Below are 17,346 nucleotides of genomic sequence, written 5' to 3' on the forward strand. Positions count from 1 at the left end.
CGCGCCCGCCGCTCGCGGGGCCGCGCCCGTGGCCCCCGGGTCCGCGGCCGTCCGACGCGGCCCGCCGGTCACGGGCACGCCTCCCACGCCGTCGTGAACAGGTCCGGGCCGCCGAAGTTGCCCGACTTCAGCAGCACCGCCACCGCGGGGCCGTCGACGGGCACCATCCACGGCACGCCGGGCGCCGCCGCGGGCCCGACCCGCAGTACCCCGAGCCCGAGCGCCGCGGCGACCGCGCCCGACGTCTCACCGCCCGCGACCAGCAGCCGCCCCACGCCCAGGTCCCGGACGGCCCGGGCGGCGACCTCTCCCGCGGCGCGCTCCAGCGTCTCGGCGGCGCGGGAGACGCCGAGCCGCTCCTGGGTGCGCCGGACCGCGTCGGGGTCGGCGGACGACGACACCAGCACCGGGTCGTCGCCGTCGGCGTACGCGGCGGCCAGGCCGGCGAGCACCGCCTCCAGCGCGCCCTCCGGGTCCGCGACCAGGGCGTCGGCGTCGAGCTCGACCCGGGGGCCGGGGAAGAGAGCCACCTGCTCGAGCGTGCGGGCCGAGCACGAGCCGGAGACGACGAGCGCCCGGCCGCGGGTGGTCCGGGTGCCGGCGGGCGCGCCCGCGTCGGCGGGGTCGTGGGGCCAGGATCGCGCCAGCGCCCCCGCGAGGCCCGCGGCGCCGCCGAGCAGCACCGGCCGCCCCGCGGCGCCGGGCCCGGCGGTGCCGACGACGCCCGCCCCGACGACCCCGGCCAGCGTGTCCAGGTCCTCGTCGGTCAGCGCGTCCGCCAGGACGTGCACGGCCCCGTCGCCGACGACGCGCGCCAGCGCCGCGGCCGGCTCCGGCCCGCGCAGCCCGCCCCACGTCAGCAGCCCCACGCGGCGCGCGGTCTGCCGTCCCAGCACCCGCACCAGATCCGGGTCGGTCATCGGCGTGAGCGGGTGGTGCCGCAGCGACGACTCCGACAGCAGCCGGTCGCCGACGAACAGGTGCCCCTGGTACTGGGTCCGCCCGGCGCGCGGCGTCGCGGGCGTGCCGACGGACACCGCGCCCGGCCCGACCAGGTCGAGCAGGGCGTCCGCCACCGGGCCGATCGTGCCCTCGTCGGTGGAGTCGAACGTCGAGCAGTACTTCTGGTAGATCGCGGCGGCACCCCGGGCGAGCAGCCACGACGCCGCCGCCACGGACTCGGCGACCGCCTGCTCGACCGGTGCGGTGCGGGTGCGGAGCGCCACCACCGCGGCGTCGCAGGCCGGCAGCGTCGTCGAGGGTCCGGGGACGCCCAGCACCACGACGGCCGACCCGCCCGCGTCCCGGACGGCGTCGGCGAGGTCGCACGCGCCGGTCACGTCGTCGGCCACGACGCCGAGCCGCGGCCCCGCCGTCACGACGCCGACCCGGTGTCCGCGACCACCACGCGCTCGCACCGCTCCCGGAGCATCGCGAGCTGGTCCGCCGTCGCCCCGTCGTCGACCACCACGGCGTGCGCGTCCTCGACCCCCAGGACGCGCATCGGGGCCCGCGCCGCGAGCTTCCGGTGGTCGAGGAGCAGCACCACCCGCTCGGCGATCGCCGCCATCGCGCGCTTGGTGTCGGCGTCCCACGGGTCGGCGGAGTACACCCCGCCCGGCCCGGCGGCGGTGGCGGACAGCACGGCGACGTCCACGGCCAGGTCGGCGAGGCCCGCGCGGGTGGCCGGCCCGGCGAACGACCGGGTGGCGCGGTGGTACGTGCCGCCGAGCGCCACGACCTCCAGGTCGTCCCGGCCGGTGCAGGCCGTGATGACGGGCACCGAGTGCGTGACGACCGTCAGCCCCTGCGGCAGCCGCCGGGCGAGCGTCGCCACCGTCGTGCCGGCGTCGAGCGCCACCACCCCCGCGTCGTCGAGCAGCGGCAGGGCGGCGCGGGCGACGGCGTCCTTCTCCCGGGCCGCCTCGGTCCGCCGCAGCTCGAACGGCGGGGCGGCGCTGCCGTCGACCAGCGACGCGCCCCCGACGACCCGGCGCACCCGGCCCTCGGCGGCGAGCTGGCCGAGGTCGCGGCGGATGGTCATCTCCGAGACGCCGAGCTCGGCCGCGGCGGTGCTGGACGAGACGTAGCCGGACTCGTCGAGCCGGCGCAGCAGCTCGTCCCGGCGGCGGGGGGCGTCGGAGTAGCGCACGGTCGCCATCCAACGGTCGCCCCGCGCGGATGTCAACGACCGCACACGGTTGACCGATGTGTTCGACGTCGAACACACTGGCGGATGTGAGCCGCCTGGTCGGTCTCGGCATCGACGTCGGGACCACGAACACGAAGGTCGCGCTCGTCGCCGCGCCGGAGTCGGCCGCCGACGGGGCCGTCGAGCTGCTCGCCGTCGCGGCCGCGCCGACGCCCGAGCCCGCCGCGCTCGACCGCGTGCTCCGCGAGCTGACGGTGCGCGCGCTCGCCACGGCCCGACGGTCCGCAGGCGGCGCGCCCACCGCCGGCGCCGGGTCCGGCCCTGCGCTCGTGCCGCAGGCCGTCGGCGTCGCCTCGATGGCCGAGACCGGCGTCCCGCTCGACGCGGGAGGCCGCCCGCTCGGTCCCTGGCTCCGCTGGGACGGCCAGCGCGCCGCGGCCGAGGCGGCGGCGCTCGCCGACCGGCTCGGCGCCACGGCGCTGTTCGAGGCGACCGGCGTCCGGCCGAGCGCGAAGGTGCCGCTCGCGACGCTCGCCTGGCTCGCCGCGCACGACCCCGGCCGACGCGCCGCGCTGGCCCGGTGGGCGGGGGTCGCGGACCTCGCGGCGCTCCGCCTCACCGGCGACCTCGTCACCGACCACACGCTCGCGGGCCGGTCGATGGCCTACCGGTTGCCGCCCTCGGGTGCGGGGTTGCCGACGGCGTTCGACGCCGACCTGCTCGCCGAGGTCGGCCTGCGCCCGGAGCACCTGCCGCGGGTGGCCGGGCCCGGGGAGGTGGCGGGCGCCGTGCGGCCGGGGTCGTGGGTCGCCGCCGGGCTCCGGGCCGGCACGCCCGTGGTCGTGGCGGGCCACGACCACGCGGTCGGCGCGTGGGCCGCGGGGGTGCGCGCGCCGGGCACGACGGCGGACTCGATCGGCACCGCCGAGGCCGTGTGCACGGTGCTGTCCGCCGACCCCGCGCGGGCCGACGTCGCCCGCGCGGGGATGAGCCTGGTCCGGACCGTCGCGGGTCTCCCGGCGCTGCTCGCCGGGTCGTCGAGCGCCGGGGCGATGGTCCGCTGGTGGCTGGAGCACGAGGCCGCGGGGTGGACGGCCGACGACCTGTTCGCAGCGGCCGCCGCGCTCCCCCCGCCCGACCGGCCCGACCCCGCCGACCCCGCCGCGCCTCTCGTCCTCCCGTACGTCTCGGGCCGGCAGACCCCGGAGCCCGACCCGGCGGCCCGGGCGCGCGTGCTCCACCGCGCCGCCCACGGCCCGGTGGTGCTCGCGGCGGCGATGCTCGAGGGCCTCGCCCTGCAGGCGCGCTGGATGCTCGACGTGCAGCTCCGGCTGGGCGCGGCCGCCGACCCGGCGCTGCGGCCGGAGCGCCTGGTCGTGCTGGGCGGGCCCGCCTCCCGGAACACCGCGTGGATGCGCGCCAAGGCCGAGGCCGGCCCCGTGCCCGTGCGGCTGGTCGACTGCGCGGAACCGGTCGCCGCCGGGGCGGCGCTGCTCGCCCTGCACCGTGCCGGGCTGCTCGAGCCCGACGACCCGCCGGTGCTCCCGGCGATCGACGGGCTGCCCGACGGCCGCCCGGTGCCGGCCCCGCGCCCCGGCACCGACGCCGCGCTCACCCGGTTCGTCCGCGCCGCCCGCGCCGCGGCCGCCCCCGACACCGCCGACACCGCCGCCCCCGACACCGCCGCCCCCGACGACCCGCCGTACCCGACCTCAGGAGGCCACCCGTGACCGCACCGACCCTCGACGCCATCGCCCGCCCGTCCGGCGCGCTCGCGATGGTCGCGATGGACCAGCGCGAGAGCCTGCGCACGATGTTCGACCAGGCCGGAGCCGGCCGGGTCGAGGACGAGCGCCTGGTCGCGTTCAAGCTCGACGTCGCCCGGGCGCTGAGCCCGCTGGCCTCGGGCTTCCTGATCGACCGCGAGCTCGGCGTCGAGCGCGCGGCCCCGCTGCTGCCGTCGTCCTGCGGGTTGATCCTCGCCGCCGACGCGCTGGAGCAGGAGGCGGGCGGCCCGGTCGAGGAGACGGGGCTGGACGAGGTGGTCGTCGCCCCCGAATCCGACCTGCACGGCGCCGTGGCGATCAAGCTGCTGGTCATCTGGCGCCGCGACGCCCGCCGCGAGCAGCGGGTCGAGCTCGCCCGCCGGTTCGTCGAGGTCGCCGCGGCCCGCGGGGTGCTGTCCGTGCTGGAGCCCGTCGTGCGGGCGACGCCGGAGGAGACCGCCGCGGGCACCTGGGACACCGAGGCGGCGATCGCCGAGGCCGCCCGGGAGCTGTCGCCGCTCGGCCCGAGCCTGTACAAGGTGCAGGTCCCGCTGGGCGGCCGCGCGGAGCCCGCGGAGCTCGAGCGGGCGTGCGCGACGCTGGGGGAGTCCATCACCGGGCCGTGGGTCGTGCTGTCGCAGGGCGTGGACCGCGACGACTTCGCCGGTGCGGTGCGCGCGGCGTGCCGGGGCGGCGCGAGCGGGTTCCTGGCCGGCCGGGCGCTGTGGAGCGACGTCGTCGGTCGCCCGGACGTGCCGAGCGCGCTCGCCGAGGTGTCGGTGCCCCGGCTGGAGCGGCTGGTGGAGCTGGTCGACGCGGAGGCCCGGCCGTGGACCGCGGCGTGACGGCCGAGGGCCCCACGGGGGTCCCGGCCGCGGGGTCCGGGGCGGCCGGCACCGCGGGTCTGCTGCACACCGTCCCCGCCCTCGCGGCGAGGTTCGACGCCGACCTGGACGCCACCGCCCCGGGATCGCGCCGGGTGCACGTGGTCGACGCGTGGCTGCTCGCCACCGCGGTCGCCACCGGCGTGACCCCCGAGGTCGAGGCGGCCGTGCTCGCCCACGTGCGGCACCTCGCCGCCGCGGGCGCCTCCGCGGTCCTGGTGACCTGCTCGTCGATCGGCGAGGCTGCCGAGGCCGCCGCGGCGCAGGTGGACGTGCCGGTGCTGCGGGTGGACGCGGCGATGGCCCGCGAGGCCGTCGCCCGCGCGGCCGCGCCCGGTGCGCGGGGCCGGGTCGCCGTGCTCGCGACGCTCGCCTCGACGCTCGGCCCGACCGGCCGGCTGGTGGAGCGTGCCGCGCGTGCCGCCGGCGCGGACGTGCAGGTCGACGCCCGGGTGGTCGACGGGGCCGCCGCCGCGCGGGACGCCGGGGACGGCGACCGGGCGGACGACCTGGTGGCCCGGGCGGTCGCGGAGGCGGCCGCCGGCGCGGACGCCGTGGTGCTCGCGCAGGCGTCGATGGCCGGCGCCGCGGCGCGCGCGGACGTCGCGGTCCCGGTGCTGACCTCGCCCGCGGGCGGGGTGGCGGCTCTGGTCGAGGCCCTCGGGGCCGGCGGGGGTGCGCGATGACCGCCGGCGACCACGGGGTGCACCTGCTGGCCTACACCGAGCGGCTCGGCGGCGACCTCGCGGGTGTGCGCGCGCTGCTCCGGGACGGGCCGCTGGCGGTGTTCCGCGGCGTGCACCTGCTGCCGTTCTTCGTGCCGTTCGACGGCGACGACGCCGGGTTCGACCCGGTGGACCACAACGCCGTCGACCCGCGTCTGGGCACCTGGGACGACGTGCGGGCGCTCGCCGCCGACGGGGTGCACGTCACGGCGGACCTGATCGTCAACCACGTGTCGGCGGACTCGGCGGAGTTCCGCGACTGGCTCGCGCGGGGCGAGGCGTCGCCGGCCGACGGCATGTTCCTCACCTACGACACCGTGTTCCCGGACGGCGCCGGCGAGCGCGAGATCACCGCCTTCTACCGGCCGCGGCTCGGGCTGCCGTTCACCCCGTACCAGCGGGCCGACGGCACCCGGCGGCTGGTGTGGACGACGTTCATGCCGACCCAGGTCGACCTCGACGTCCGGCACCCCGCCGCCCGCGAGTACCTCCGCCGCACGCTGCGCGCGCTCGCCGACGGCGGGGTGTCGACGGTCCGGCTCGACGCGGTCGGCTACGCGGTGAAGACGCCGGGCACCGACTCGTTCATGACGCCGCAGACGCTGGAGTTCGTCGACGAGATCACTGCGCTGGCGCACGCCGAGGGGCTGCGGGTGCTGGTCGAGGTGCACGCCCACCACACCCAGCAGGCGGCCATCGCCCCGCTGGTGGACCTGGTCTACGACTTCGCACTGCCGCCGCTGCTGCTGCACGGCCTGGCGACGGGGGACACGGCCCGGCTGGCGCACTGGCTGGAGATCCGGCCGCGCAACGCCATCACCGTGCTCGACACCCACGACGGCATCGGCGTCATCGACGCGGGACCGGCCGGCGACCGGCCCGGCCTGCTGTCGGCCGAGGAGATGGCGGGCGTGTTCGCGGAGGCGGAGCGCCGGACCGCCGGGCGGTCCGCGCTCGCGTCCACCACCCCCGCGTGGGCCGCCATGCCGCACCAGATCAACGCGACGTTCTTCTCGGTGCTCGGCGAGGACCCGGTCGCGTACCTGCTCGCCCGGGCGGTGCAGCTGTTCGTGCCGGGGCGGCCGCAGATCTACTACGTCGGGCTCCTGGCCGGGACGGACGACATGGAGCGGTTCGCCCGCACCGGGCAGGGCCGGGAGGTGAACCGGCACGTGTACGACGCGGCTGAGGTGGCCGCGGCGCTCGACGGCGAGGTCACCCGGGCGCAGCTCGGGCTGGTCGCGCTGCGCACGCACCACGCGGCGTTCGACGGGGAGTTCGCCGCGCGCGAGGACGGGACGGGCCGGCTGGTGCTCGGCTGGGACGACGGCGCGGGCGCGACGGCGCTGCTGACGGTGGACCTGACGCCGGGCGCGCCGGCGTTCGCGATCGAGGTGGCCGGCGGGCCCGAGGGCGCCGCGCGGTATGCGACGGCCGCGGACCTGGCGGCGCTCGCGGAGGACGAGCCCGGGCGGGGACCGGGACCGGGCTGACGGCCGGCCCCGGCGCCCGGTCACGCCACCCGCACCCCGACCAGCCGCTCCGTCTCCGCCCAGACCCGGCGGGCCTCGTCCGGGCTCCGCAGCGACCGGTACAGCCGCTGCTCGGCCGGGGCGCCCGCGAGGTGCCCGAGGCCGCCCGGCCCGTACAGCCGCCCGCCCTCGACGTCCGGCGACGTCGCCGCGTGCAGCGCCGGCAGCCCGGCGGACGTCGGCGTCCCGGTGATGCCCCAGGCCGACAGCCGGCGGATCAGCCGCACCTCGCGGGTGTCGTCCGCCCGCCCGACCTCGGGGCGCGCGGCGAGCAGGCTCGTCGGCGCGACCCCGGGGTGGGACAGCACGCTGGTGATCCCCCAGCCCGCGGCCTCGCTCCGCCGGGCCAGCTCCAGCCCGAACAGCCCGTACGCGATCTTCGACGACCGGTAGGCCGCCATCCCGTCGTACGACCGCTCCCAGCTCAGGTCGTCCCAGTGCACGGTGCCGCGCGCGGCGGCGATGCTGATCTGCGACACCACCCGCGCCCGCCCGGCGCGGAGCAGCGGCAGCAGGTGCAGCAGCAGCGCGGCGTGGCCGAGGTGGTTGGTGCCGAGCTGCAGCTCGAAGCCGTCGGCGGTGGTGTGCCGGCCGGGCGGGTTCATCACGCCGGCGTTGCCGACCAGCACGTGCACGGGGCGGTCCTCGTCGAGCAGCGCGCGACCGAGCGCGGCGACCGAGTCGAGCGAGGACAGGTCGAGGGCGCGCAGGGACACGTCGGCGTCCGGGGCTGCCGCGCGGATCGCGGCGAGGGCGGCCTCGCCCTTGCGGGGGTTGCGGACCGGCAGCACGACCTCGGCGCCGGCGGCGGCCAGGCGGGTGGCGATGCCGAGCCCGATGCCGTCGCTGCCGCCGGTGACGACGGCGCGGCGACCGGACTGGTCGGGGACGGTGAGGTCGAAGCGGGACACGGTGGCTCCTCGGGGTGCGGCGGTGGTGGTGCCCCCACCGTCGCCGCGGGCGCGGGGCGGATCCAGGGCGCGCTCATCCACGGATCGCCGGGCCGTGGCTCCGGGGCGCCGGGCGGGGTAGGAACGACGGCGGGGCCGGGCGGACGCGCCGGCCGGATCGCGGGAGGGCGGCGCATGGAGATCGACCGGGCGGGGCTCGCGGAGTTCCTCCGCCGCCGGCGGGAGTCGCTGCAGCCCGAGGACGTGGGCCTGCCGCGCGGGCCGCGCCGCCGCACGGACGGCCTGCGCCGGGAGGAGGTCGCGGTGCTCTGCCACATGTCGACCGACTACTACGCGCGGCTCGAGCGGGAGCGCGGCCCGCAGCCGTCCGAGCAGATGATCGCCTCGATCGCGCAGGGCCTGCACCTGTCCCTCGGCGAGCGGGACCACCTGTTCCGGCTCGCCGGCCACCACCCGCCGGCCCGCGGCGCGAGCGGCGAGCACGTCGGCCCGGCGCTGCTGCGGATCCTGGACCGGCTGCAGGACACCCCGGCCGAGGTCGTCACCGAGACGGGCGAGACCCTGCGGCAGACCCCGGCGGGCGTCGCGCTGACCGGCGACACCACCCGGTTCACCGGGCCCTCGCGCAGCCTGGGGTACCGGTGGTTCGCCGACCCGGGCGCCCGGGACCTGTACGAGCCGGAGGACCACGCCTTCCTGTCCCGGCTGTACGCCTCCGGGCTCCGCGAGGTGCTGACCCGGCGCGGCCCCGGCTCGCGCGCGGCGCGGTACGCGGAGCTGCTGCTCGACCGGAGCGCCGAGTTCCGCGCGCTCTGGGAGCGGCACGAGGTCGGCCTGCGCCCCCGGGAGACCAAGCGGTTCGTGCACCCGGAGGTCGGCGCGCTGGAGCTGAGCTGCCAGACGCTGGTGGACCCGGAGCAGTCGCACCTGATGCTGGTCTACACCGCCGTGCCGGGCAGCGAGAGCGCGGAGAAGCTGCGGCTGCTCGCGGTCGTGGGCCGCCAGCGGCTGGGCGCGCTCACGGACGGCTAGCCGCCCGGGCAGTCGCCGCTGCCGCTGTAGCAGGGGACGTAGTCCGGCCCGGGCCGGTTGTCGGGCGGGTCGACGGCGAACCGGTCCGACGGCACCGCGAAGAGGACCGCCGCCACCAGCCCGACGACCAGCAGCGCCGTGCCCGCCACGACGGCCCTGGTGCGCTCGCCGACGATCGCCGCGGCCGTGCCGACCAGCAGCAGCGCGATGCACGCGGCCGCGGTGACGACGTACCGGGTGCCATCCTCGGGGCTCGCGACGTTCTGCTCGCCGAAGAACGCGAGGTACACGTCGACGTACTGCCAGAACAGCACCGGGATCAGCGCCGCCCCGCCGAGCAGGGCGACGACCTCGACCACGCGGGCGCGCTCGGAGCGGCGCCGGTCGCGCGCGGCGCGAGCCCCGGGGTCGTCCGGGGGCGCCGGGCGCGCGGGGTCCCGGTCGTCGCCCAGCCGTGCCTCGGCCATCGCGCCCCCGTCCGTCGTGCTGCCGAGTGTGGCAGGGCCCCGGCCGCCCGCGGGCGCGTTCCGGCGGCGGGATCCGGCGGCACGTGCGCGTTGCGTCGCCTCGCCCCGGTGTGGTCGGATAGCGATATGGCAACGATGCCACATCAGCCGACCAGCCACGAAGCCCCCGACTCCGCGCGCTCCCGGGACGGCCGCGTCCTCGACCTCACCGGCCCCGGCTGGCTGGTGCGCGAGGCGCTCGGCGACACCTGGCAGTGGTACGTCGACGCGCCGGTCGCGGCCCGGAACAACGCCGCCGACGCCGCCCGGGCCGCCGCCACGACCCCCGGCTGGTGGCCCGCGGCCGTCCCCGGCTCGGTGGTCACCGACCTGGCGCGCGCCGGCGAGCTGCCCGACCCGTACCGGGACCGGAACAGCCGCGCCGCCGAGTGGACCGGCGCCCGGCACTGGGTCTACCGCCGCGCGGTCGACCTGCCGCCGCTCGCGCCGGGGGAGCGGGCCGTGGTGGAGCTCGACGGCGTCGACCCGTCGGGCACGGTGCTGTGGGACGGGCAGCCGCTCGGCCGGGTCGAGGGGCTGTACCACCGGTTCCGGGCGGAGGTCCCGGCGGCCGAGGCGGCGCCGGGCGAGCACCGGCTGGCCGTCGTGGTCGACCCGGTGCCGCCGAACGAGCCGCAGGTCGGCCGCACCGAGCGCGTCCGGGTGCACCGGCCGCGGATGACCGAGGGCTGGGACTTCTGCCCGCGCCTCCCGCACCAGGGCCTGTGGCGCCCCGCGCGCGTGGTGGTCGACCGCGTGCACCTCGCGGAGGCGACGGTGCGCGCGGACCTGCTGGTCGCCGAGGTCGGTGGTTCGGCTCGAGATCGGTGCTCAGAAGCACCGATCTCGGTCGGAAGCACCGATCTGGGAGCTGCGGCCGACGGCGTCGTGCGCGTCGCGGGGGTCGTCGAGGTCGGGGACGACGGGGACGCCGCGGTGCGGGTCGAGGTGCTGGACGACGCGGGCGACGTGGTCGCCGCCGGTCGCGCCGACCTCCCGGGTCCCGGGCGCGACCGACCGCTCGACCTCGTCGTCCGCGTCCCCGGGCCCCGCCGCTGGTGGCCCCGCCGGCTCGGCCCTCCCACGACGTACACCGTCCGCCTGACGGTCCCCGGCGGCCGCACGCTGTGGCGCGGCACCGTCGGCTTCCGCACCGCCCGCCTCGTGGCGAACGCCGACGCGCCGGCGGACGCCCGCGCCTACACCGCCGAGGTCAACGGCGTCCGGCTGCCGCTGGTCGGCTGGAACTGGGCCCCGGCCGACGCGCAGCACGGCACGGTGACCCGCGAGCGCGTCGAGCACCTGGTGGGACTGGCGGCCGCGTCGGGTGCCGCGCTGCTGCGGGTGTGGGGCGGCGGGCTGGTCGAGACCGAGGAGTTCTACGAGGCCTGCGACCGCGCGGGCCTGCTCGTCTGGCAGGAGCTGTCCCAGTCGTCGTCGGGCGTGCAGAGCGCCCCGAGCGAGGACCCGGCGTTCGTCGACCTCATGCGCCGCGAGGCCGCGGTCGTCGTCCCCGCGCGCGTCCACCACCCGAGCCTGCTGCTGTGGGGCGGCGGCAACGAGCTCGACCTCGACGGCGTCCCCCTGGACGAGGACCGGTCGCCGGTGCTGGCGGCGCTGTGCGACGAGGTCGCCCGCCTCGACCCGGGCCGCGCGTGGCTGCCGACGTCCCCCACGGGGCCCGCGTTCCACCACCGGGCCGACGTGATCGCCGCCGCCCCGGACGACCAGCACGACGTGCACGGCCCGTGGGAGCACCAGGGCCTGACCGGGCAGCACGCGCTCGCCGATGCCGGCACCTGCCTGGCGCACAGCGAGTTCGGCGTCGAGGGCATGGCGAACCGCCGGCTGCTCGACCACCTGGTGCCCGCGGACCGGGTGTGGCCGCTCGACCGGTCGAACCCGGTGCACCGGCACCTGGGCGAGTGGTGGGACAACGCGCCGCTCGTGCAGCGGTGCTTCGGCGACCGGCTCGCGGACGTCGACGGCTACCGGCGCGCGAGCCAGCACCTGCAGGCGACCGGCCTGGCGTACGCGGTCGAGGCGGACCGGCGGCGGTGGCCGCGCTGCTCGCTGGTGCTGCCCTGGCAGCTCGCCGAGTCGTACCCGAACGCCTGGTGCACGGCCGTCGTCGACCACCTCGGCGACCCGAAGCCCGCGTTCCACGCCGTCGCGCGCGCCTTCGCCCCCGACCGCGCGACGCTGCGCACCGCGACGACCGCCTGGGGCGGCCGGGCGCACGCCACGGCCGAGGTCTGGCTGTGGTCCGACGCGGGTGTCCGGGCCGGCTCGCGCGTGGTCGCCCGGCTGCGGACCGCCGACGGCGACGTGCTGGCCGAGCGCCGGTGGGCCGTCCAGGACGCGGTGCGGGAGCCGCTCGCGGTCGGCGAGCTCCGGCACACCGCGGCCGCGCTGCCCCGGGCGGCCGTGCTGCTCTGGGACGTCGTGTGGACCGCGGCGGACGGGGAGCCGCTGGACCACGAGGTGGTCGTCGGCACCTCGGCCGCCGACCTGTCGCCGCTGCTCGACCTCGCGCCCGCGACGGTGGACGTCGCCGTGCGCGCGGACGGGCCGGACGCGGCGACGGTCGAGGTCGCGCACCGCGCCGGGCCGGCAGTCGTGGGCCTCGCGCTGCTCGACGCCCGGCCCGCCGGCGCGCCCGGCTGGGCGGTCCTCGACGGCGACCCGCGCCCGCTGCTCCCCGGCACCACCCGCACGCTCCGCGCCCGTTGGCGGCCCGGCACCCGAGACCGCCGCCTGGTCCTCGAGGCCTGGAACCTCCCGGCCACCGACCTCGCCCCGCTCGACCCCGCCCACCGCGTCCCCCTGGAGGCCCGACCGTGACCGTCACCTTCCCGCCCGGCTTCCTCTGGGGTGCCGCCACCTCGGCGTACCAGGTCGAGGGCAGCCTCGACGCCGACGGCCGGGGCCGCTCCGTCTGGGAGGAGTTCGCCGCCCGGCCCGGCGCGGTCGAGGGCGGCGGGGACGGCTCGCGCGCCTGCGACTCGTACCGGCGCTGGCGCGACGACGTCGACCTCGTCAGCGAGCTGGGCCTGCGGGCGTACCGGTTCTCCGTCGGCTGGTCCCGCGTCGTGCCGGAGGGCCGCGGCCGGGTCGAGCCGCGCGGCCTGGACCACTACGAGCGGTTCGTCGACGCCCTGCTGGAGCGCGGCGTCGAGCCGGTGCTGACCCTCAACCACTGGGACATGCCGCAGGCGCTGATGGCGGACGGCGGCTGGGCCGGCCGGTCCACCGTCGAGGCGTTCGCGGCGTACGCGGACGCGGTCGCCGGGCGGCTGGGGGACCGCGTGACCTGGTGGGTCACCCAGAACGAGCCGTGGATCGTCCAGCTGCTCGGCTACCAGCTCGGCCTGCACGCCCCGGGCGTCGCCGACCTCGGCGCCTCGGTCGCGGCGGGGCACCACGTCCTGCTCGGCCACGGCGCGGCGGCGGACGCCGTCAGGGCCCACGCGCCGGCGGCCCGCACCGGCTGCGCGCTCAGCCTGTTCCCGTGCGACCCCGCGACCGGCTCCGCCGAGGACGCCGCGGCCGCGTGGGGCTCGGACGGCTACGTGAACCGGTGGTACCTCGACCCGCTCGCCGGGCGCGGCTACCCGGACGACATGCGCGCGCACTACGAGCGTGCGCTCGGCCGGTCCCTCGACGACGTGATCCGCCCCGGCGACGAGGACCGGATCGGCGGCCGGCAGGACTGGATCGGCGTCAACTACTACACCCGCCGGGTGATGGCGGCCGCGCCCGCGGGGCCGGACCGCCCGTTCCCGTGGCAGGTCGTCGGGCCGTCCGGGGACGTGCGGCGCACGGACGAGGGGTGGGAGATCGTGCCGGACGCGCTGCGCGACCTGCTGCTCCGCCTGCACCGCGACCACCCGGGCACGCCGCTGATGATCACCGAGAACGGCGGGGTGTTCGGCGACGGGCCCACGCACGACGGCCGGGTGCACGACGTCCGGCGCACGGACCTGCTGCTCGGGCACCTGCGGGCCGTGCACGAGGCGATCGAGGCCGGGGCGCCGGTCGTCGGCTACCTGCACTGGTCGCTGCTGGACAACTTCGAGTGGTCGCTGGGCTACCGGCCCCGATTCGGGCTGGTGCACGTCGACTACGCCACCGGGCGGCGCACCGTGAAGGACTCCGGGCGGGTCTACGCGCAAGTCGCACGCACCGGCACCCTGCCCGACGCCGCGCCGCCGGTCGCGCCGTTCGGCTGACGCCGCCCCCGGCCCCGCGCCCCGCCCCCCACCCACCCGCCACCCCCGAGGACCCATGCGCATCACCACCGCCCCCGGCACCCGCACGATCCACGCCGACGCCTACCTGCTCGAGGTCCGCGCCGACCCGCCGCGCGCCGTGCTCGCCGACCCCGACGGCCGCATCTGGTCGCACCTGAGCCTGCTCGCGTCCGTGGACGTGGTCGGCGCCGCGGACGAGTCGTCCGACGTCGGCGCGCCCACCGTGCGCGACGCGTCCGGTGCCCCGGTCGGCACGGAGTCCGTGGACACCCCCGTCGCCGAGGTCCGGCTCGACTGCCGGAGCACCGCGTGGGACCGCCGTCGCACGACGTTGCGCTGCCTGCCCGACCGGGTGGAGCTGGTCGTCGAGGTCGAGGGGGCGGGAGTGCTCACGGACGTCCGGCTGCTCGGCGGGCGGGCCGTGCTGCGCAACGGCGCGGGCGGGACGTTCCGGTCCTCGGTCGAGCACCGGTCGGTGTTCGTGCCGACACCGACGGAGCCGGTGGACCTGGTCCGGCCCGCCGCGTCCGCCGCCACGCTCGGGATCGTGGGCGACGCGTCCCCCGGCCGGCTGCACGCGGTGTTCTCGCCGCCGCCGCTGTGCCTGGTCCTGGGCCGGGAGCCGGCGACGTCGGCCCTCGACGTGCCCGCCGGCGGCGACGACGCCCCGGGCTGGCTCGCCCTCGGACTCGTCGCCCCGGTCGCCGACCTGCGGCTGACCGAGCTCCGCTACCTGCCCGTGGACGGCGGCTTCCTGCTGGAGCTCGACCACGACGCGCACACCGCCGTCGACGGCACGTGGCGCAGCCCCGCGGTGGTGCTGCGGCCGGCCGCCGACCCGTGGGCGGCGCTCGCGGACCACCGCGCCGACCTGGTGGCGGCCGGGGCGCCGGCCGGCCCCGTCGCGCCGGTCGCGGGCTGGTGGGCCGAGCCGATCTTCTGCGGGTGGGGTGCCCAGTGCGCCCGGGCGCCGCTGCCCGGCGAGCCCGCGTCGCACCCGTTCTTCCTCCAGGACCTCGGCCCGGCGGTCGTGCCGCCCGGGCTGCCGATCGCGCCCGACCTGGCCCGGCAGGACGTCTACGACGAGCTGCTCGCGCACCTCGCGGCGCACGACGTGGTGCCGGGCACCGTCGTCGTCGACGACAAGTGGCAGCGGGCCTACGGCACCGGGGAGGTCGACGCCGGCCGCTGGCCGGACCTGCGCGCGTGGGTGGCCGCCCGGCACGCCGCCGGCCAGCGGGTGCTGCTCTGGTGGAAGGCGTGGGACCCCGAGGGGCTGCCCGTCGAGGAGTGCCTGGTCGACGCCGCCGGCCGGCCGGTCGCGGTGGACCCGGCGAGCCCGGCGTACCGGGAGCGGGTCCGGCGCACGGTCGCGCACCTGCTCGGCCCGGACGGGGTCGACGCCGACGGGTTCAAGGTCGACTTCACGCAGCGCGCGCCCGCCGGGCACTCGGTGCGGCGGCACGGGACCGGCGCCGCCGACGCGCCGTGGGGCGTCGCCGCGCTGCACGCCCTGCTCGGGGACCTGTACCGCGCGGCCAAGGACGCCAAGCCGGACGCGCTCGTCGTCACCCACACCCCGCACCCGGCGTTCGCCGACGTCTGCGACATGGTGCGGCTCAACGACGTGCTGGAGCGGGACACCGCCGGCCGGGTCGTCCCGCTCGCCGACCAGATGCGGGTGCGCCGCTCGATCGCCCGGGCCGCGCTGCCCGGGCACCTCGTGGACACCGACCAGTGGCCGATGCTCGACCGGGCGCAGTGGCGGGACTACGTCGCGGCGCAGGCCGAGGGCGGGGTGCCGGCGCTGTACTACGCGGAGCGGGTGGACCGGTCGGGCGAGCCGTTGACCCGGGACGACCTGGCGCTGGTCGCCGGGTCCTGGGCGGCGTACCGGGCCGGGCTGCGCGCCGCGGCCGGCACCGGGGGTCGGACGTGACGGGCGACCCCGCCGCGGCGCCCGCACCCGCACCCGCCGCCGAGGCCGACGTCGTCGTGGTCGGCGCCACCGCCGCCGGCGTGTGCGCCGCCGTCGCCGCCGCGCAGGCCGGGGCGACCGTCCTGCTCCTGGAGCCCGGCCGGCACGTCGGCGGCATGACCTCCGGCGGCCTCGGCTACACGGACGTCGGCGACGTCCGGGTGCTCGGCGGCATGGCGGCCCGGTTCCGGGCGGAGGTGGCGGCGCACTACGGCGTCCCGGTGGGCGCGTACGCCGGGCCCGAGCCGCACGTCGCGGAGGCGATCCTGCGCCGGTGGCTCGACCACCCGCGGATCCGGGTGGAGCACGGCGCGGCGGTCCGGTCGGCGGACGTGGCCGACCGCGCGATCCGGTCCGTGCGCACCGCCGACGGGCGCGCGTGGGCCGGCGGTGCGTTCGTCGACGCGACCTACGAGGGGGACCTGCTGGCGCTCGCGGGCGTGCCGTCGCGGGTGGGCCGCGAGGACCGGTCGCTGCACGGCGAGACCTTCGCCGGCCGGCGCGAGCCCGTGCCGGGCCGGCACGCCTTCCCGGCCTGGGTGTCGCCGTTCGTCGACGACCCGTCGGGCGAGACCCCGGGCGCGGTGCTGCCGCAGGTCCGCGACGTGCCGCTCGCCCCGGTCGGCTCGGGGGACGGCGGCGTCATGTCCTACGGCTACCGGCTGTGCCTGACCACGGCCGCCGACCGCGTGCCGGTCGAGCGGCGGCCCGGCTACGACGACGGGCACTGGGAGCTCGGTCGACGGCTGTTCCGGCACTGGGCGCGCGCGGGCCACGTCCCGGCGGCGGGGTCGCTGCTCGGGCTCGAGCCGAACCTGCCCGGCGGCAAGGCGGACGGGAACTCGCTCGGGCCGTTCTCGCTCAGCGTGCTCGACGGGACGGCGTGGGAGTACCCCACCGCCGACCGGGACCGGCGCGAGGAGATCCGCCGGCACCACCTGCACCACGCCCAGGACCTGCTGTGGTTCCTCACCCACGACCCCGACGTGCCCCCCCCGGTGCGGGCGGAGCTGGCCCGCTGGGGCCTGCCCGCCGACGAGTTCGCCGACACCGGGCACCTGCCGCACCAGCTGTACGTCCGCGAGGCCCGCCGCATGGTCGGCGAGGTGGTGCTGACCGAGCACGACCTGCGCACCCCGGCCCGGTGGCACGACGTGGTGGCGATGGGCTCGTACCACCTGGACGTGCGGGAGGTGCAGCGCACCTGGCGGTGGGTGCACGAGCACCCGCGGCCGGTCGGGATGGTCGTCACCGAGGGCTACTACTCGGTGCCGGTGCCGCCGTACCCGATCCCGTACCGGGCCCTGGTGCCGCGCTGGGCGGACTGCACCAACCTGGTCGTGCCGGTGTGCGTGTCCGCGTCGCACGTGGCGTTCTCCTCGATCCGGATGGAGCCGCAGTACCAGATGCTCGGCCACGTCGCGGGGCTGGCGGCGGCGCGGGCCGTGGCGGCGGACCGGGCGGTGCAGGCCGTCGACGTGGCGGCGCTGCAGGACGAGCTGCGGGCGGCCGGCCAGGTGCTCGCGGTCTGACGCCCCCGACCGCTGCCGGGCGGCGCCGCCGATCGCCGATCGCCGATCGCCGAGTGTGCGGAAGATGCGGGGTTC

General features: G+C 78.5%; 13 protein-coding genes. 9 read left to right on the forward strand and 4 right to left on the reverse strand.

What is annotated here, in order from left to right; translation table 11 throughout:
* Positions 1-68: 68 nt before the first annotated feature.
* Together otnK and FS882_RS12665 are read right to left on the reverse strand one after the other, a co-directional pair.
* Positions 69-1,379, reverse strand: a complete 1,311-nt coding sequence (gene otnK, locus FS882_RS12660; RefSeq protein ID WP_158373408.1) for a 3-oxo-tetronate kinase — start codon at positions 1,377-1,379, stop codon at positions 69-71.
* On the reverse strand, positions 1,376-2,161 hold the full coding sequence (locus FS882_RS12665) for a DeoR/GlpR family DNA-binding transcription regulator (protein ID WP_158373409.1): 786 nt from the start codon (positions 2,159-2,161) through the stop codon (positions 1,376-1,378). Before FS882_RS12665 ends, otnK begins: the two co-directional genes overlap by 4 nt.
* Before the next feature lie 77 nt (positions 2,162-2,238).
* On the opposite strand from FS882_RS12665, the gene FS882_RS12670 reads away from it, so the two are divergent.
* Genes FS882_RS12670 through gtfA form a run of 4 tightly spaced genes read left to right on the forward strand, consistent with a single transcriptional unit; the run spans position 2,239 to position 7,020 of the window.
* Complete coding sequence (locus FS882_RS12670) at positions 2,239-3,882, forward strand: FGGY-family carbohydrate kinase (RefSeq protein WP_262348275.1); 1,644 nt, start codon at positions 2,239-2,241, stop codon at positions 3,880-3,882.
* Positions 3,879-4,763, forward strand: coding sequence for a hypothetical protein (locus tag FS882_RS12675; RefSeq protein ID WP_262348276.1), 885 nt, complete (start codon positions 3,879-3,881; stop codon positions 4,761-4,763). Before FS882_RS12670 ends, FS882_RS12675 begins: the two co-directional genes overlap by 4 nt.
* Entirely contained in the window at positions 4,760-5,488 is a 729-nt protein-coding gene (locus tag FS882_RS12680) for an aspartate/glutamate racemase family protein (protein WP_222848208.1), read from the forward strand. Before FS882_RS12675 ends, FS882_RS12680 begins: the two co-directional genes overlap by 4 nt.
* The gene (gene gtfA, locus FS882_RS12685) at positions 5,485-7,020 is read left to right on the forward strand and encodes a sucrose phosphorylase (protein WP_158373411.1); all 1,536 of its coding nucleotides are present in this window, start codon (positions 5,485-5,487) and stop codon (positions 7,018-7,020) included. Before FS882_RS12680 ends, gtfA begins: the two co-directional genes overlap by 4 nt.
* 20 nt (positions 7,021-7,040) lie before the next feature.
* Here the strand turns inward: gtfA and FS882_RS12690 are convergent, their stop codons facing one another.
* Positions 7,041-7,970, reverse strand: coding sequence for an SDR family oxidoreductase (locus FS882_RS12690; protein WP_158373412.1), 930 nt, complete (start codon positions 7,968-7,970; stop codon positions 7,041-7,043).
* Positions 7,971-8,144: 174 nt separating this feature from the next.
* Here FS882_RS12690 and FS882_RS12695 point away from each other — a divergent pair, with 174 nt between their 5' ends.
* A complete protein-coding gene (locus FS882_RS12695) occupies positions 8,145-9,002 on the forward strand; it encodes a helix-turn-helix transcriptional regulator (protein ID WP_158373413.1) in 858 nt (285 codons plus the stop codon).
* On the opposite strand, the gene FS882_RS12700 is transcribed toward FS882_RS12695, so the two are convergent.
* A complete protein-coding gene (locus tag FS882_RS12700) occupies positions 8,999-9,469 on the reverse strand; it encodes a DUF6234 family protein (RefSeq protein WP_158373414.1) in 471 nt (156 codons plus the stop codon). The two genes, FS882_RS12695 and FS882_RS12700, sit on opposite strands and share 4 nt — an antisense overlap.
* A 135-nt stretch (positions 9,470-9,604) precedes the next feature.
* Here FS882_RS12700 and FS882_RS12705 point away from each other — a divergent pair, with 135 nt between their 5' ends.
* Genes FS882_RS12705 through FS882_RS12720 form a run of 4 tightly spaced genes read left to right on the forward strand, consistent with a single transcriptional unit; the run spans position 9,605 to position 17,271 of the window.
* Entirely contained in the window at positions 9,605-12,352 is a 2,748-nt protein-coding gene (locus FS882_RS12705; protein WP_187365283.1) for a glycosyl hydrolase 2 galactose-binding domain-containing protein, read from the forward strand.
* Entirely contained in the window at positions 12,349-13,740 is a 1,392-nt protein-coding gene (locus FS882_RS12710; RefSeq protein ID WP_158373415.1) for a GH1 family beta-glucosidase, read from the forward strand. The genes FS882_RS12705 and FS882_RS12710 overlap by 4 nt, the downstream gene beginning before the upstream one ends.
* 55 nt (positions 13,741-13,795) lie before the next feature.
* A complete protein-coding gene (locus FS882_RS12715) occupies positions 13,796-15,700 on the forward strand; it encodes a hypothetical protein (RefSeq protein WP_158373416.1) in 1,905 nt (634 codons plus the stop codon).
* Positions 15,697-17,271 (forward strand): FAD-dependent oxidoreductase, encoded by a 1,575-nt coding sequence (locus FS882_RS12720; RefSeq protein WP_158373417.1) that lies wholly within the window; start codon positions 15,697-15,699, stop codon positions 17,269-17,271. The genes FS882_RS12715 and FS882_RS12720 overlap by 4 nt, the downstream gene beginning before the upstream one ends.
* Positions 17,272-17,346 lie beyond the last annotated feature (75 nt).

Source organism: Cellulosimicrobium cellulans, from assembly GCF_007679345.1.
GTDB classification, from domain to species: Bacteria; Actinomycetota; Actinomycetes; order Actinomycetales; family Cellulomonadaceae; genus Cellulomonas; species Cellulomonas cellulans_A.

Excerpts from the sequence above, each read along its gene's own strand:
- FS882_RS12665 (WP_158373409.1), bottom strand. The coding sequence starts at position 2,161 with ATGGCGACCGTGCGCTACTCCGACGCCCCCCGCCGCCGGGACGAGCTG.
- gtfA (WP_158373411.1), top strand. The coding sequence starts at position 5,485 with ATGACCGCCGGCGACCACGGGGTGCACCTGCTGGCCTACACCGAGCGG.
- FS882_RS12695 (WP_158373413.1), top strand. The coding sequence starts at position 8,145 with ATGGAGATCGACCGGGCGGGGCTCGCGGAGTTCCTCCGCCGCCGGCGG.
- FS882_RS12700 (WP_158373414.1), bottom strand. The coding sequence starts at position 9,469 with ATGGCCGAGGCACGGCTGGGCGACGACCGGGACCCCGCGCGCCCGGCG.
- FS882_RS12705 (WP_187365283.1), top strand. The coding sequence starts at position 9,605 with ATGCCACATCAGCCGACCAGCCACGAAGCCCCCGACTCCGCGCGCTCC.
- FS882_RS12715 (WP_158373416.1), top strand. The coding sequence starts at position 13,796 with ATGCGCATCACCACCGCCCCCGGCACCCGCACGATCCACGCCGACGCC.